Annotated in this window: 13 protein-coding genes and 3 pseudogenes; 7 read left to right on the plus strand and 9 right to left on the minus strand. The window is 66.4% G+C overall.

The window, feature by feature from the left end:
* Positions 1-119 precede the first annotated feature (119 nt).
* Positions 120-512 carry a hypothetical protein gene (locus ACQP17_RS05135; RefSeq protein ID WP_433855160.1) on the minus strand — a complete coding sequence of 131 codons (393 nt, stop codon included), beginning with the start codon at positions 510-512 and terminating at the stop codon, positions 120-122.
* Positions 513-763: 251 nt separating this feature from the next.
* Here ACQP17_RS05135 and ACQP17_RS05140 point away from each other — a divergent pair.
* Positions 764-847: pseudogene (locus tag ACQP17_RS05140) on the plus strand (ribonuclease HI); the annotation flags it as partial.
* A 79-nt stretch (positions 848-926) separates the two neighbouring features.
* Here the strand turns inward: ACQP17_RS05140 and istB are convergent.
* From istB to ACQP17_RS05165, 5 genes and pseudogenes are all read right to left on the minus strand, one after another.
* On the minus strand, positions 927-1718 hold the full coding sequence (gene istB / locus ACQP17_RS05145; protein ID WP_433855161.1) for an IS21-like element helper ATPase IstB: 792 nt from the start codon (positions 1716-1718) through the stop codon (positions 927-929).
* A pseudogene (locus ACQP17_RS05150) lies at positions 1718-2866 on the minus strand (Mu transposase domain-containing protein); the annotation flags it as partial. The pseudogene ACQP17_RS05150 and the gene istB, both read right to left, overlap by 1 nt.
* A gap of 38 nt (positions 2867-2904) precedes the next feature.
* Complete coding sequence (locus ACQP17_RS05155; protein WP_433855162.1) at positions 2905-5388, minus strand: tyrosine-type recombinase/integrase; 2484 nt, start codon at positions 5386-5388, stop codon at positions 2905-2907.
* Positions 5385-6491, minus strand: a complete 1107-nt coding sequence (locus ACQP17_RS05160) for a tyrosine-type recombinase/integrase (protein ID WP_433855163.1) — start codon at positions 6489-6491, stop codon at positions 5385-5387. The genes ACQP17_RS05155 and ACQP17_RS05160 overlap by 4 nt, the downstream gene beginning before the upstream one ends.
* Before the next feature lie 210 nt (positions 6492-6701).
* Positions 6702-7055: pseudogene (locus ACQP17_RS05165) on the minus strand (IS21 family transposase); the annotation flags it as partial.
* Positions 7056-7218: 163 nt separating this feature from the next.
* On the opposite strand from ACQP17_RS05165, the gene ACQP17_RS05170 reads away from it, so the two are divergent.
* From ACQP17_RS05170 to ACQP17_RS05180, 3 genes are all read left to right on the plus strand, one after another.
* A complete protein-coding gene (locus tag ACQP17_RS05170) occupies positions 7219-7374 on the plus strand; it encodes a hypothetical protein (protein ID WP_433859837.1) in 156 nt (51 codons plus the stop codon).
* Between the two features lie 331 nt (positions 7375-7705).
* Positions 7706-8245: a hypothetical protein gene (locus ACQP17_RS05175; RefSeq protein ID WP_433855164.1), complete on the plus strand. Its 540-nt coding sequence runs from the start codon at positions 7706-7708 to the stop codon at positions 8243-8245.
* 3 nt (positions 8246-8248) lie between these two features.
* Entirely contained in the window at positions 8249-8659 is a 411-nt protein-coding gene (locus ACQP17_RS05180) for a hypothetical protein (RefSeq protein ID WP_433855165.1), read from the plus strand.
* A gap of 544 nt (positions 8660-9203) precedes the next feature.
* Here ACQP17_RS05180 and ACQP17_RS05185 read toward each other — a convergent pair.
* Both ACQP17_RS05185 and ACQP17_RS05190 read right to left on the minus strand, forming a co-directional pair.
* Positions 9204-10043, minus strand: coding sequence for a lysostaphin resistance A-like protein (locus tag ACQP17_RS05185; protein ID WP_433855166.1), 840 nt, complete (start codon positions 10041-10043; stop codon positions 9204-9206).
* Between the two features lie 20 nt (positions 10044-10063).
* A complete protein-coding gene (locus tag ACQP17_RS05190; RefSeq protein WP_433855167.1) occupies positions 10064-11917 on the minus strand; it encodes a DHH family phosphoesterase in 1854 nt (617 codons plus the stop codon).
* A gap of 208 nt (positions 11918-12125) precedes the next feature.
* On the opposite strand from ACQP17_RS05190, the gene ACQP17_RS05195 reads away from it, so the two are divergent.
* Positions 12126-12464, plus strand: coding sequence for a histone-like nucleoid-structuring protein Lsr2 (locus tag ACQP17_RS05195; protein ID WP_433855168.1), 339 nt, complete (start codon positions 12126-12128; stop codon positions 12462-12464).
* 87 nt (positions 12465-12551) lie between these two features.
* Here ACQP17_RS05195 and ACQP17_RS05200 read toward each other — a convergent pair whose 3' ends face one another.
* Positions 12552-13316 (minus strand): DUF4326 domain-containing protein, encoded by a 765-nt coding sequence (locus ACQP17_RS05200; protein WP_433855169.1) that lies wholly within the window; start codon positions 13314-13316, stop codon positions 12552-12554.
* A 1169-nt stretch (positions 13317-14485) separates the two neighbouring features.
* Between ACQP17_RS05200 and ACQP17_RS05205 the strand changes: the two genes are divergently transcribed.
* Together ACQP17_RS05205 and ACQP17_RS05210 are read left to right on the plus strand one after the other, a co-directional pair.
* Positions 14486-14851 carry a hypothetical protein gene (locus ACQP17_RS05205; RefSeq protein WP_433855170.1) on the plus strand — a complete coding sequence of 122 codons (366 nt, stop codon included), beginning with the start codon at positions 14486-14488 and terminating at the stop codon, positions 14849-14851.
* 873 nt (positions 14852-15724) lie between these two features.
* A complete protein-coding gene (locus ACQP17_RS05210; RefSeq protein WP_433855171.1) occupies positions 15725-16183 on the plus strand; it encodes a hypothetical protein in 459 nt (152 codons plus the stop codon).
* Positions 16184-16233: the final 50 nt, after the last annotated feature.

Here is a 16233-nt window from a genome sequence, read left to right on the forward strand (position 1 = left end):
GAACGTGGTAACAGAGAGGCCGGAGAGCATCCCCGTGGGAAGGGAGCTCTCCGGCCTCTTTGCATGTGCTGATGAATGCGAGGCGTGGATGGCGCGAATCACCCAGGGGTGACCGTGCTTCAGCCTCGCTGGTATGCCGTATTGGGGGACTCGGGACTGCAGCTACGGGATCGCTCGTCTGCTTCGACTACGTAGAGGATCTCGTAGGAAATCGTGGTGTTGAGGTTGAGCCGGTTCTTGCTCCGGCTCTTCTCCATCGAGATCTTGCGGAAGCCGCGAACGGCCTCAGCGCGATCGAAGAACCGGCGCAGCCTCGACTTCACGCGCTCACAGGCCTGTTCGGCCGTGACGCCCATGTCGGAGACGACGAAGACGTGCGTGTGACCGCGATCGAAGGTGGGCTTCTCACCAGTGTCGAGGTCCAGACGGATCTTCGCACGGCCGATGTCGAGCGTGTCGGGACAGACGAGCTTTCCTCGGGAGTCGTACGTGCAGGTGCTGACGATAGCCATGATGAGATCCTCTCCTCTCCTGATGAGTATGACTGAGTAGTTACTTTCAGTCGCACCCCGTGGTGACCGGATCACCCCGGTCACCACGAGCATGCCCTCCACACGAGGAACCGGCGGCTGAAAGGCCGCCAGGTCCCGCAGGGAGGGGCACCATCGTTTTTCAGAAGACGCTGAGGACCTCGATCACTGCATCGCGGACTCGCCCCCTGCGCCCTGGAGGGTGAACTCTGCCTGGGGAAAATACCGAGGAGAACCCAACACGCTGGGAGGCTGGCCCCCTGGGCGCGGCCACCAACAACGTCGCCGAGTTGACCGCCCTGGCCAAACTTCTGGACTGTCAACGGACTTGTGGAGCTCCCCGGAGGTGGACTGTAGATCTCCCCACTGGTGGACGTGGTCTTCCCCGGGGTGGGGTCAGTGCAGGGGTCTCACCCCCTTGCCTGAGGTGGCCTCGGTGAGGCGGAATGAGTCACCCTGTGTCACGACGACGTGAGCGTGGTGCAGGAGCCGGTCGACGGTCGCGGTGGCCAGGGTCTTGGGCATGATCTCGTCGAAGCCGGAGGGGTGGAGGTTGCTGCTGACGGCCATCGCGCGTCGTTCGTAGGCAGCATCGACCAGGCGGAAGAAGCCTTCGGCGGCGTCCGCGGAGACCGGCAGGAGGCCGATGTCGTCGACGATGATGAGATCGCTGCGGATCAGCCGGGTCATGGCTCGGGCGAGGGAGTCGTCGACGCGGTGCCGGCGGACCAGGGCTCCAAGGTCCTCGATCGCGAACCAGGCAACCGTCGTGCCGGCCTCGACCGCGGCCTGGCCGAGGGCTTCGGTGAAGTGACTCTTGCCTGTCCCCGAGGGCCCGCAGACACAGAGGTTCTCCTTGCGGGAGATCCATTCCAGGGTCTTGAGCGAGTCCTGGACCTGGCGGGGGATGGAGGAGGCGGTCTCATCCCAGTCGCCGAACGTCTTGCCGGCGGGGAAGCCGGCGCGCTTGCGGCGGGTCCGCAGGTTGGCTGCGTCCCGGCCGGCGGCTTCCTCGGCGAGGAGGACGCGGACAACTTCGGCGGGGTCCCAGCGTTGGGCCTTCGCGGTGGGGATCAAGTCGGTCAACGACCGGCGGATGTGAGGGAGTTTGAGTCGCTTGGTCAGTTCGATGGCCTCGGCCAGAGGGTCGCCGTTGGAGCCCGAAATGGTGTGGAGAGGGGTGGCCATCAGTGCGCGTCCTTGTCGTTGGTGAGGCCGAAGCTGGACCAGGCCGAGGTTCCGGGCTGGAGGCTGTGGTCTTCGGAGGCCCGGGTCGGTTCGGCGACTTCGCGGCCCAGGTGGTGGTCGAGGATGGACAGGAGGTCGTTCTCTGCGAACCGTCCGGCGATCGCAGCAGTCCCCAGTGCCCGGTCGATTTCGGCTGGGGTGTGGAGTTTGGCGAGGGCGACGGCCTCGGCCATCTTCGGCCGCATTCGTCGGGCGCCCGCGGCGGCCGCTTCGATCAGCCAGGAGGCGGCGCCGGGCCCCAGTTGCAGGAAGGCGGCTTCCTCGGCGGAGGCGGCTTTCGGGGTGCGGTCGCCGTTCTTGTTCTCGCGGGGCGGGTAGTGCTCGTCCTTGATCGATTTGCCTGGGGTGGACCGCTGGTGGCGGGCGGCCTCGACGGCGCCGTCGGCGTTGACCGCGGTGACGACGAGTTCGTCGCCGTGGAAACGGGCCCAGACCGTCCGTCCGACGAGGTGGTGAGGGACGGAATACCGCACCGATTCCGCGGAGATCGTGGCGTCGGATGCGACTTTGCGGGTCGTGCCGAACGCCGCGGTGAACGGTTCGTTCGGCAGCGGGTGCAGTCGCTGGCGTTCCTCGGCCAGGGCCTCGGCGGGCCGGCGTCTGATCGCCCGGTGGACCTTGTTGTTCACCTCGTCGGTGAACTGGCGGCAGGCTTCCTCCAGTTCGGTGAAGTCGTGGTAGGCCCGGCGGAGGTTGACGTCCTTGGGTACCAGGTCCCGCTTGGCGATTCTCACGGTCGCTTCGGAGCCGCCCTTGGACTGCGGATCGGCCGGGACACAGGTGCGGATCGTGATTCCGTAGTGGTGGCCGACCTCGACAATCTGCGGATTGCGTATGGGGATTCGTGCGATGTGGTCGGACGTCACCGTCCGCTCGTTGTCTGTGAGGGCATAGGTGGGGACACCGCCGATCTTCCTGAGCGTGGTGTCCAGGCAGCCGGCGATGGTTGGCAGTGTCTTGTCCAGGACCGGGATCACCACCCGGAATCTGGACCAGGCCAGCCAAGCGCACCACAGCCAGGTCTTGCGGCCGCTGATCTTCGGGCCGTCGCCCCAGTCCCATTGGACCCACAAGCCTGGTTCGGGAATCTTCTCTGAACTACGAAGGTGTGGCGGTTTGTTGTGTTTCATCCGGTGGAGATGTGCCTTCCGGCGACGTCTGGGAAGGAGGGCATGCCCAGGTTGACGGCCGCGTCTCGTCGGTCGATGAGGTTGTCGAGCTGGGCGAGCTTGGCGTTCGCCGCGGCCAGACTGACCTTCAGCCCCTCGGCCTCACCTCGCCAGCCTTCGCGTTCGGCCTCGGCGATGCGGACGATCAGGTTGTCGCGGATGTCGACGAGGCGGTCGCGCTGGGCGGGGTCGGCTCGTAGGAGTGGGCACCGGATGCAGCTGTGCTCGTGGATGCAGCTGGTGCCGTAGGCTCGCCCGCAGTCGCCGAGGGCGACCTTGCGGCGTTCGAAGTGGCCAAGGAACTCCTCCCACTCCTCTTCTGTGGGACTCCGGTATTCCTCGCTGGGCCGCAGGTCTCGGCGGCGGGCGATGAACGCGCGGTGCCCGTTGATGGCTTCCTCGGGATAGACCGCCTTGTATCCCATAGTCGTGTTGATGTCTCGATGTCCCAGAATCAGCTGGGCGATGTGGGGCGGCATGCCGTTCATGACGGCGTCGGTCGTGAAGATCCTCCGGAAGTCGTGCGGGGCGAAGTGCAGCGGCTTGCCGGTGGTGTCGGTGAACCCGGTGGCGGCGAGTGCGTCCTGCAGGAGGGTGCGGATGCCGCCGATAGGGATCGGCCGGTTCTCCAGTCCGACCTTGCGCTGGAACAGCAGCGGCATGGGCGGGTTCCAGACCTTCTCGTGGTGGTCGTAGGCGATCACGAGCGGGACGCCGCCGTCGGCGGTGCGGACGCGGCTGATGATTGCCGAGAGCACGTCGGCGAGTTCCGGGGAGATGACCAGGAGCCGTTCCTCGTCGGTCTTGGACGGGGCGATCTGCAGGAGCGGAACGAGTTCGCCAGTGTTCGGGAGCTGATATTGGACCAGGCTGTGGTGCGAGATCTCGCTCAGTTCTTCGATCCGGAGGCCGGTCATGCGCAAGACCTCGATCGCGGCCCAGCCCCAGAAGGTGTTGCTCTCCTCTCTGGCCAGGTTCCGGCGCTTCCCGGTTGCTGGTTCCTCGGCCCAGAGGTGCGGCGAATGCCGCTTGAGGATTGCGCGCCGCAGCGTCTGCCCGCCGGCGGTGAACATCTCGCCGGGGCGGACATGGTCGGCTGCAGCCAGGCGGGTCGCGGCGGCCTTGCGGTTCCGGTCGACCGCTTCGAGCAGGGTAGGCAGCACGGGGAGCCGCTCGCGGGTGCGCTGGTCCATGCGGGCCTTCTGCCGGGACTTCATCTTGCGGTGCTGGACGTCGTCGGCACGGACCGGGCAGGGAACGGCCCACGGGCCCCAGCGAGAGGGTTCGTCGAGGGCCCACTGCGCCAGGTCCAGGTAGAACGCGCGGACGGTCATCAGCGTGTCGGAGGCGGTGGCCCGTTCCACCATGGTCTCCACGACCTGGCCATGCTCGTTGGTGCTGCGTACGATCCGGGTCTGCAGGCGCCGCTTCCAGACCGCGGCGACGTCCGGCGCGAGCCGGAGCGAGTCGATGCCGGGGTGATGCTTCTCCAGGTCTTTCCAGAACCACAGCGCCAGCGCGGTCGCCAGGCCGGTCAAGGTGTTGTAGTCGACCGTGGGTTGACGTTCTCTCAAGTAGTCGACCAGCAGGTCGCGGACGGGGCAGCAGGCCAGGTCGTAGCGGTCGACGAGTTGCTCGATGGTGAGCTGGCCGGGGAAGCGCGTGCTGAACATGCGGACCGAAGGCGGTGCGTCAGCAGGGAAGGCGCCGAGAGAGTGCAGCAGCTGATAGCAGAACGGGCTGTGCCGGGCGGACTTGCCCGGTCCCGGGAAGATCTCTTTGCTGGTCTTGAACAGTTCCAGGCAGTCGCCGGGGGTGACATCGGCGACCGTGCCGCCCTTCGCCGCCATGATAAGCGCGATCTTCTCGATCGCCGGCAGCACCGTGGAGTCGCCGACCGTGCTCGCGGTCCGCAGGGCCCGGAGCTTGGCAATGGTCTCGCCGTCGCGGACGCGCTCCATCTCGTTCGCGATCCGCAGGGGCGAGTTGGTGGCTATCAACCAGCCCAGATTCGGCCGCAGGACGTCACCGCCGATCAGCTGGACCAGGCCCATGCCGAGGATTTTGAAGATCCGTTCCCCGCGCGGGCCGAGGTTGTCGACACTCTTCAGGTCGTCGATGACTCGGGTCCGCCAGTCCACGCGCCCGTCGACGCCGACGCCGCTGGCGTCCCATCGTTCCTGCCACGTGTTGCCGGGCTGCATCTCCAGCCAGTCGAGCACCTTGAGCAGAGTCAGCTTCCGGTTGCAGCGTGTCTTGGAGTCGTGTCCCAGGAACGGTGGCGTGAGCATGCGGGTCACCACGGCAGTTCGGGAGTGCCGGGTCGCGGGCCAACTCCTGGGGTTGGTGCGGTGCGGGAACTTCTTCCAGAGGGCTTCGGCCTCCGCGCTGAGCTGCCAGGGCCGGGCCGCGACTGCTTCCGTAATGGTGCTGGTGGTCACGGCCGCCCCCGGCCGAACAGCACGTCCAGACTCTCCGGACGGTAGTGCAACGACGGCGCCGCGGGCTCCGTCTGCTTCTCCGCCTGACGGCGGTGGTGGGCCAGGACCCCCTCGATGACGTCCTCGGCGGTGGGCATGACATAGCGTTGTGTCGTGGACAAACGCGCATGTCCGAGGACCCATTGGACGTCGGTGATCGGCATGAGCGGGTCGCGGGCCACCCGGTAGGCCGCAGTGTGCCGCAGGTCGTGCAGCGACCAGTTCGACCCGAGCGCGGCGTTCGCGCGGACAAACATCGCCCGCGCGGCGTGGTAGTTGAGCGCGCGAAACGGCCGTCGCAGCGTCCACCACAGCGGGACATCCGGGCCGGTGGGCACCAGCCCGTGCATCCGCTGCTGGTAGAGCCGGAGCCAGACGAACGCGTCCGGCGAGGCCGGCAGCTGCTGCATCGCGCGGGTCCCCTTGCGCACCACCGTGACCAGCTGCCGGCCCGGATCCGTGCCCGATGCGACGACGCCCAGCAGTTCCGAGGCCCTGGCGCCGGTCGAGATCCAGAAGGTGACCAAGGCCCGGTCCCGGTCCGAGGACAGCCTCGCGAACAGCTCGTTGAAAACCTCATCGGGGATCTGCCGGGGGATCCGCTGGGGCTGTCGCGGCCGGAACAGCCCCGACCGCTGCGGGCGCCACGGCTCCATCGGATTGCGGTGCGAGTTCGTCCGAGGCGCCCTGGCCAGCGGAAACGGGTTCACCAGCGGGCCGGTTCCGGCCTCCAGGTGGTGGGCGTAGAAGCTGCGGAGCACCGTCTCGCTGTGCGTGACCGTCGAGGAAGCGTATGTCGTCCCGACCGACCGCTTCCCGGTGATCGGGTTCACGGCCCGGCGCGTACGCGGTTGTGCACGTTGAGCCGTACGTCGGCGCCGGGGAGGCTTGGCGGTGATCTGGATCCACCGTGAGAAGTCGCGGGCCTCAATTCTCGTCGCCTCGCTCCACGGCAGCTCGATCGTCCATAAGAACCGGAACCAGCGCAGCAGGTCCATCCCATACGAACGTTGCGTCGTCGCGGGCCGCCCCGCCGCCTGCAACTCGTGCAGATATGCAGTCACCGATCCCACCGGCAACCCCGCAGGATCAACCAGCCGATACGGCTCCCACGGATCACCGGTCTCCACGAGCGAACCCACCCGAGGGACCACCAGGGAGCTCAAGTCCCTCGGAACATCCTCACCTTCAGACATGGCAGGGGACGGTAGCCACCCCGTATGCCACCTGTCCGAAGAACAAGGAGAGAACCTCCCGTAGTTCAGTCAACAGGCCCAAGGCCGAAAGACACGGCGGTGACCAGCCCGATAGGACTCCTTGGCCGCGGCGACCGCCCGCCGGGTGGTGCGGTCCGTGCCCGCGAAGCCCATCGCCCGGATCTTGTCGTGGACCGCGTCGGCCCCGATCCGGCCGCCGGACCGCTCGATCAGTTCCTCGATCTTCGGCATGAACCCGTCGATCATCTTCGGCCGCTGCTGACGCCGGGTCGGGTCGTTGCCCTTGCCGCGAAGCTCGACATACCGCTTCACGGTGTGGTGGTCGACACCGGCCAGCTCGGCCGCCGCACGGTAACTCCCCGTGAGGTCGAACGCTTCCAAAATCTCCATGATCTCCTCTTTTGTCTTCACGCCGGCCAAGGAAACAGGCCGGCGGATCAACACGCCGGGGAGACCACGTGTCCGTCAGTGGGGAGCCGAATCGTCCACCTATGGGGAGCCTTGCACGTCCGCCGTCACTGGACGCCACCGACCCTGCACTACCGATTGAGATCCGATGGACTCCCAGTACGCGATGAACGCGGTGACGAAGTGGATTTCCGGCTGGAAGCGCAACGGCTGGATGGCGGCGTCCAAGAAACTGGTCGCAATCGGGAACTTGCGATGCGAATCCATACCCTGCTCGATGGCCGCTAGGTTGAATTCCGGTACGTCCCCGCACACCGGATAGACGGAGACGCGCTGAACGCCATCGCCGATGAAGCAGCCAGCGTTGCTGCCGCCACTCAGCAGGCCGCGGGAACATCCCGAGGAGCTCAGACCGCCCCGGCGCCGCGTGGTGAGACATCAGAGCAACCCGGAGGCGGGATGAGGTCACCCAGGGCCTCGCGTCGCACATCCGCAACACCCAAGACCCCACCCCTCGATCGGATCGGGGCCCCGATACACGTGGGCTATCGAAGGCGGTCCGCGCCAACCCGCCCCATGCACACAGACGTTCCTGTCGGGAACTTGCGCCAACATCCTTGACCCTTTTGGCCAAGTCATGCAAACTTATTGGCATGCAACGCGATGACGAACCGACCATCCTCGCCTCCATCGCCGCCGCGAGCGCACGCCTCCGCAAAGCCGAAGAGGAGAAGAAGGACGCCGACGCTGCCGCCCGGCAGGCCAAGGCGACCCGCGACCGCGAGCGGCGCATCCTCACAGATCGCGTCGTGACCGCCTCACAGGACGCTGTCCCCCAGAAGCTGATCGCCGACGAGGCCGGCCGCACCCGCGAGTGGGTGCGGCTGACGAACCTCGGCGCCGTCTTCCCCGACACCGTCACCGCCACGATCTACACCTCGACCGACGGCTCTATCCGCAACTGGCGGGCCGCAGCCGAATTCGCCTGGCTCAACGCAGCCCGCGCCAAGGGCCTGGAGCCTCTCGTGATCGACGACTTCGCGCCTCAGGGCAACGAGGTGGCGGAGGTGCTCGTGTACGACATGCGCTGGACGCTGCTCCGTGACGGCGACACCATCCGCGTGACGCTCAGCAACAAGCACCATCCCGACCCCACCTTCGACTCCAACTACGCGACCGAGAAGGAGCACTGACCCATGCGACTGCGCCAGGCTCATGCCATCCTGGAAGCCGCCGCCGCCATCGAGGCGCTCGGTCTGGGCTTCGAGACGTGGCCCTACGACCACGACCACCCCAATGCGATTGCCGGCGATGAGGACTTCCTCGTCGGCTATGCCGAGATCTGCCCGGCAGCGACCCCCGGATGGAATGTCCGCAGCTACCACCTGGCTCTGCGTCCCGGACCGGGATCCTTCGATGTCAACGTGCAGCTCAACTTCGAGTTTGGCTCGTGTGCTGTTCCTCTGCTCGACGAGACGATCCAGGTGTGGCGACACGCCGAAGGATCGGAGCCGTTCGACACCGGCGGGGCCGGCCACAAGATCGCCCACCTGGTGGCCGGCGCCGTGGCCAAGCACGAGAAGCCCTACCTCGACACCGAGAAGTGAGGAATGACCATGAGCAGCACCGCGTGCACTGAGTCCCGCCGGGACTCCCGATGCCTGAACGGGCACATCGCCGAATGCCAGTACGTCGACACGGCGACGGGCAACGTGGACTACTGGAGCATGCCGACCGAACTGCGGGCCCGCGCCGCTGAGCTGGAGGCTCGGGTGTCCCCGGCCACTGCGGGGCCGCGCACCGACGACGAACGGATGTGGCTGGAGAAGGCCGCTGCCCTCCGCGCCGAAGCCGCCCGCGCGGAGGGAGACGTCTTGGCCGGCCACCACGAGCACTGCTGCATCCGCGAGGGCGAGCACTGCTCCTGCAGATACCAGCGGAGAAGCGGACGCGTCTGGAGGCGGAGGCCGAGGTGCCCGCAAGGCGCTCAACCGGGCGCGGGCTCGCTACGACGGGGTCTGCGAGGAGCTCCGCTGCCTCCGCCTGGAGCGGCGGGACCAGCAGGTCGCCTACCGCAGCCGCCCAGATATGCCACTGGTCCGCTCCGATGGCCAGACGTCCGGAGCGGTCTCCCCGGGTGGCGACGTGCCCTCACATGCCCGTCCAGCACTCTCCCTCTGCGTAGCCGGATACAGCTCCACCGGTACGGCGATCAACCCCATTGACAGTGTCACAACCCGGGGCGGCGACCTGCCGGTAGAGCATCCAGGCGCAGCTGGCGAAGGCCAGACACAGGAACACCGCAGAGACGGGGTTTGCCAGAGCGCCGAGCGCCTGTGCTGGGACAAGGGCGGCAGCGAGGTTGAAGCCCAGGTGCAGGACCACGCAGGGCCACAGCACGCGCGTGCGTTCGTAGATCAGGGCCAGGAGCACCGCCAGCGGCAGAGTCGAGGCGAACTGCACGGCGCTGCCGTGCAGCAGGCCGAACACCACGGCGGTGACCAGCGTGGAGACGAGGAGGCCCACCCGCTTGCGCAGCAACGGGTAGATCAGCCCTCGGAACAGGGCCTCCTCCCCCGCGGGAGCCGCGACCAGGGTGAGCAGCAGGGCCGCCAGGGCTCCAGCCGCGTGCCTGGTCTGGTTCGAGGCGTCGAAACCGGCGGACCCGGCCGTGACGTAGATCCACAAGGCCAGCGACTGGCCGGCGAGGAAGGCCAGGACCGCGCAGCCAAGGACGGTCCACCCGAAGCGTAGGATCTTCGGCCTCGGCTGCAGGGCCGGCGCATGCGCGAGCCACCGGGGCCGCTGGATCCTCATCGAACCGACCAGGACGACGACGAGCATGTCCAGGACGGCGGTCGCAACGATCGGCTCTCCGATGAGGAGGACTGCGACGGTGCCGAGACCGAGGTAGACCGCGACGGCGGCGAACGGTACGAGGACGGACCACCCGATGCTGAGCAGTCGCGAGGTGATCGGTGAAGTCGTCAAGGTCTCCTCCTCTACGGGGCTCAAGCAGCCGTGGTGATCTGCTCGTTGATGACGACCTGGACGCGGGTGTCGCCGCGGAAGGTGTTCAGCTGCAGCGTCGCCGTGAAGCGCAGCGTGCCGAGTTCGGTGCGGCTGGCGCGCTGCACGAAGCCCCGGAGCATGTCGAACTTCTCCTCGGCGACGTTCCACCACAGGCAGGACAGGCCGGACCGGGTGACCAGGCGCAGATGCTGCGATTCGGATCCGATCCGGTCCACGCGCAGGCCCAGGGGCTCGATCGCGATCTCGACGACCGGAGCGGTGAAGCCGTGCCCGAAGGGCTTGAGTCCCTCGGTCCGGCGCACCAGCTCGAACAGCGGCTGCAGGTCCTCGAGGCCGGCGTCGCAGTCGGCGTCCGGGCCGAGCACGAGATCACCGTTCGGGCCATCGGTGCTGACGGCGAGCAGGGCGACCTGGGTGGCTTCCTGCAGCACGGCGACGAGGTCGCCAAGCTTCTCGGCTTTCGCGACGCGGACGCCACAGGCCTGCTGGTGTCCGATGGCGCTGAGACCGTCGTGCGGTTCCAGGCTGGTGATGATGTCGAACCAGCCCGGCGCGCGACCGGAGCCACTGACGCAATCGTCGGGGCCGGCCGGACGGTTGATGACGACGACCGGGTGGCCGTTGAGCTCCATCATCCGGTTGGCCAGCAGCCCGTACATGCCCGGGTAGGTGTCCGAGAAGTACACCCATGGGGCCAACGGCTGGTCCCCAGTGGTGAGCTCTTCCATGTGTTCGATGACCAGCCGCTTGCGCAGCTCGTTGCTCTCGATCACCCGGTGGGCGACCTTGAGCTTCTCGTCAGCACCGGCGGCCGTGAACACCGCGAAGCACGGCTCAAGCGAGGCTCCCGTGCGGCGCGGGCTGTTCATCGCCGGGGCGAGGTAGAAGCCGAAGAAGCCCTCGTCGAGGTCGTCGACGTCGCGGATCTTGCCGATCTGCGTGAAGGCCTTGAGTACGATCGCGAAGCCCTCGAAGGCCCTGAGGAAGACCGGGTGGTGCGGCTCGGTGCGCAGTAGCTGCATCAGGATCGACTGCTCGATGTCGATGGCATCAGGGTCAGCGTCGAACCCACCCCAGGGATTGGGGATTGTCTTCGGCGCGGCGACGCGCAGCAGGCGGGCGATCGAGACGGCGTCGCGCACCAGCTGGCGGTTCTCGTACAGCACGGGCATGACGTCGGAGACGGTGCCCAGGCCGGCGAACAGGCGCAGCAGGTGGATCTCCCAGAGCTTCTCGGGCCGGTGCACGCGGGTGTAGGCCTCGATCACCTGGTAGAGCACGTGGGCACCGCAGATCCCGGTGTGGGCGTAGGTCTCGTCGATCCGGCACGGGTCGACGGTGATGTCGGCGGTCGAGCCCGGCGCGAGCTCCTCGTGGTGATCGGTCACCAGCGTCATCCAGCCCAGAGCACGCGCGGCGACGATACCGCGGTGTGAGTTCACCCCCCCGTCGCAGGTGAGCAGGACCCGCGTGTCGGGCCACTTCGCGTGGATCTCGGCGATGTCCTCGGGCGCGAGTTCGTGGCCGCGGCGGTAGTCGGGCAGGTGCAGCTCGACGTCAAAGCCCAGCTCGGACAGACCGGCGTAGCCGAGGACCCCGGAGGAGATGCCGTCCATGTCGAAGTCGGGGGCAATGGTGATCTTCTTGCCCGTTGCCCGGGCGTCCGCAAGGGCCTCGACCATCTCGGCCAGGTCCAGGAGCTCGTCGTGCTCGGTGGACTCGATCTCCTTCAGGTACTGATCCGACCACCCCCGGCGCTGGCACAGCAGCTCGAAGAGGTCGGTGTCCTCGTCGGTGAGCGAATGGTCGTCGACGGTATGGAGCGTGGACATGGTGGAGGCCTCTCGATCGGGGTCGTTGGCCGGTGGGGAACGGGGTAGGAGCCCCCTTGGCGATACTGTGATTTTAGCAGTGACATTCACACCCTCTGCTCATTTAGCAGTGACTTCTGAGTCTTATTCGGGCCCCCAATGTCACACTTATCTCGAATGACCGCGACAGACTTTCCAAGGTTCTTGCGTATCGGCTACTCTCGCCGGTATGGCCATTCGAAGCATTGTCGAGTCAGATCTCAGTGGGAAGCCGGATGCGGCAACCGTGACCTTCGGCCTGGGTGAAACCTGGTACGAAGTCGACCTCACAGCTGAGGAGCAGAAAGACCTTGAGAAGGCGCTGAAGTCGTACCTGAAGGTCAGCCGGAAAGCCGGGAAGACAACGCCGGCCAAGAAGCAAGTTGTGCCCGAGACGACTGCCGAGGAGCGCGACAAGATCCGCGAGTGGGCCAAGAAGGAGGGCTACGAGTTCGCGGACCGGGGGCGCATCCCGAAGGCAGTCATGAAGGCCTACGACGAGGCGCACGGCATCGATCGGAGCAAGTAGCGCTGAACCTGGTGTTCGCCTCCCGGCCGACTCCTCCCATCCATCCTTGAAGGGCCCTGCAGCATGCTGCAGGGCCCTTCGCGTGCCTCAGAACGTCGGCAGCGACGGATGAATCACGTCGGCCGTCTCGATCCCCGCAGCTCGCGCACGAGCTCTGCAGTGGACTGTGCCGTGCGAAAAGTGCCCCGGCGTATGCGGTATGAGCTGCTCTTGGTCTCGCTGCGGGCAGCCGGGCTTCCGACAGAGGTCGAGGAAGGCCGTACACAGCACCTGAGCCCCGGCGCCGCGGAAGATCTGAGCGGCGTCGACCACCTCCTGGTTGCGCTGGAAACCGGCTGTCCCCCCGTGGGTCGACCAGTCGGCGGGGAAGGTGCGGATCTCGAAGCCAGCGGCCCGCCACAGGCGCTCGGCCATGGCGTCGGCACCCTTGGGGCAGTGCCCGGAGAGGAGCACCGGCCGGGTGACGTTCTTGGGACCCCAGTCGCGCCAGGCGTCGTTGAACGTCTCACGCATGCTCTTCTCGTCGTTCCAGCTGCGGGAACCGGTGACGAGGACGACGTGCGTGAATGCTTGCTGCGTCGGCTGGTCGACCTCGGCGTGCTTCTTCAGCACATCACCATGGCAGGACTTGGGCGCGCAGAAGCATCCGAGCGTCCTTCCGCGGAGTTCGGGCAGACGGGCCATCAGCTCGGGCTGCGAGAGCAGATACTCCTCGTACTGCCGGATCACTCGCGCCCGATCGGCATCTGTGTGATTACGAGCCAGCGGGAAAGGGTTGCCCCAGATCGAGCCGCGCCCGATGTAGACGTCGAATGGATCTTGGTGTTTGTTCACGACGCGGATCGGTTCCATCGTGAGGTCCTTTCATCCGGCTCTGCCAGTGCGGTCCTCATCAAAACCGGAGCAGGCGTCCGCCTGCTCGACAATGATTCGGGAAATGATTTCCGCTCGTGACCTACGCACGAGTCGACAAGCGACTCGGCGCACCGGAGCATGACACCACCGGCTCGAAGTGCATCTCCACAGCCGGTCCCCTCGACGGTGAAGACACCGTCGAGGATCCCCGTGGACAGCGGCAGACGCCGCCGAGGCTCGATGTTCGACTGCGCCGATCCGCACCGCACGGGGAGGGAGCACTAGCAAGTCGATCAAGAGGCCGATCTTCCGCGGATGGGTTCGTTGCGCTGCGACGGCGATTCGCTGTCGTTCCATCGCTCTGCTGCGGCTGGCTGCCTGTGGACAACTGCAGCGGGCCATTGGTCGGTATTCCGCTCTCAAGCGCAGCGCTGGGCACAGCCGGAGGGAGCGCCAGCGACCGACGGACCGGCGAGCGAAGCGAGCGGTGGAACCCGTCGGCTATGCCGACTAACACGTCCTCGGAGCGCAGCGGAGAGGACGAGCGGAGCGAGGGTCCGCAGGACACGTGTTATCAGGTTCCCTTATGCCCTTTGCTTCCTTGTCGTCGTCCTCGCTGTTCCACGGCTGGAGCGTTAGCGGAAGCCAGGAACATCAGGGGAAACGGTCCGTACCCTCTTGACCCGTACCCCTCCCCTTCTTCCGCGTAGCGGGGGTACGGGTCTGGCTGTTTCGCCTGGTCATCGCACCTTTTGGGTGTACTGCTGTTTCGACGTCCGTGATACGGCCGTACCCCCATGCCGATCCGTCCTCGTGAGGCACGAGCGAGGCGGGGGTACGGGTCTGCTCCTGACGGGGCGCAGCCCCGGTTCATCGTTCTGCTGCCGTGGGCGTCACAGTCTTCGCCGCGCCGCGGATCCGGCCTCTCGCGACGCCGTCGCTGAAGGCTGTGGAAAACGCTCTGCTCCTCTGCCCGCCGCGGCCGGCGCAGCCGGTATTGCACCATCGCGCTGTGCTGCTGCACCGGCTAAGGCAGCCCGGAAGCCTCACAATTCACTGTGATGCAGGTCACCATGACATTCCCAAGATCTATTGACGTTTTCGGTGTCTGCCGGGCCTGAAGAGTGACACTGTCACTCGATTTGGAGTCGGAGGACCCCATGCCCATGCCTTGCTCAGCGGAAGTGGCGCTGACGGACGACGAGGTGCGTGCCCTGAACGCATTGCCCGGCGCGGACTTCGAGGTCGATGCCGAGCCGCTCGGTTGCGACTTCGGTGTGCACGGGCCCAATGTGCAGCACACAGTGTGTGCGCAGATGCAGTACGAGCCCGGAAGACTCGTACTGTGGTGGCTGCTCTGGGACGACGAGGGCCGACGAGAGCTGCGGATCTCGCCGGGGTGCCAGAAGGTCGTCGTCTCTGACGCCTGCCTGCTCATCGAGGACCACCCCGGCACCTGCGATCAGTCGATCGGCTTCGCTCGCGAGGAGTTGGCAGCAGAGTTGCGGCGCCCGGACGCGGCAACTGGGTGAGAAATCGCCGGCATCAAGGAGCAGCAGCTCCAAGCTGGCGGCCACGACCCCTGCCCCCAGCCTGCCCATCGAGCGAGCCGATGGCGCCCCTGTACCAACCGTCGCACCAGCGCTGTGCCAGCACCGTGCCGACGGCTCACCGGCGGCTGTGCTGATCTCGCTCCGCCGACGTTCCGTGGCTGCGCTGCCGTGCTTGCCGACGGGCTTCGGCAAGGGGCACAGACAGGCTTTTCGGCCCCATGACACAGCAATAGAACACGTCTCCCTCGCGTCTCCGAGGTGACTCATCGGTACACGAATGAGACTCGACGGGGACACCGATAAGACGCCGACTGATGTCGGTGTACCTCTTGGAGTTCTGCGCACGTCCTCACGGGGTCTCGGGCACGCCCCGGTAGTGCCGCACTGGCGTCGCGCACAGAGCCTTCGGGGACTCACCTGTGCAGGGATGTCGGGTGACGTCTCCCAGGAGACACGACCGGGCACCACAGGGACGCCGTTCGTACTTCGCTGTGCTTCTTCTGGATCAGTGTCGGTACCGCAGGTGTCTCGCAGGTGTCCCGGGTGAGCACTTGCTGCGTCGCAGGTGGGGCTCATAGGCGCATGATGCTACCGGCTTGTGCGCGGCCACCCCGGGGGCACTGCGGTGTCTCGTAGACGCCCCTGCCAGTACTCGACAGGGACTCCAATGGCGCCTCACTCGCGTATCGAATGAGGCTTGCATGGGACTCAATAGAGATACTAAGGTGGACTCGCGCTGATTTGCATTCGAGAGAAAACGTGAAGGGCGGTGAGTCCATATGACAGAGCGAGAGGCATCCGGCGAACGACCGTATGAAATGCAGGAGCGAGTTGCAGGGCGAGGTGAGTGCAATGGTGAATCAGTCGGGTGAACCTCGCAAGGTTCGCTGGACCGTGCCCGCTGCCGACACCTCGGTGATCGAGTGGCTCGATCAGCAGGAGAACATCTCGCAGTCGCTGCGACTGCTCATTCGGGAGTCCATTCAGCGCGACGGATACGTCGACGTCTACTACAAGCCCGTCGATCAGCTGCCACGTCGCGGCCGGCCACCGCTGGAGAGCACCGAGCAGCACGAGGACGACGAGGCCACAACCGATCGCCATCCGGCCGCCAGGCCGGTTCAGCCGCATCCGGTGGTCACCGACCAAGCTGACGCCGTCGTCGAGAAGACAGCGCCGGTAGCCCAGCCCGAACCGGTTCCTGCACCGGTTGAGACGGCCGAGGAGCCCGCGGCAAGCGCCCCTAGCGCACCGCCGGAGCCGCCGAAGCAGGCATCCATCGACGAAATCATGGCGAGTACTCGGCGCTGAGTGACGCGGTGAATTTCATTTTCCAGGCAGACAACACAGACACCGAGGGA

It is taken from the genome of Streptomyces kronopolitis (assembly GCF_050953795.1).
Taxonomy (GTDB): domain Bacteria; phylum Actinomycetota; class Actinomycetes; order Streptomycetales; family Streptomycetaceae; genus Streptomyces; species Streptomyces kronopolitis_A.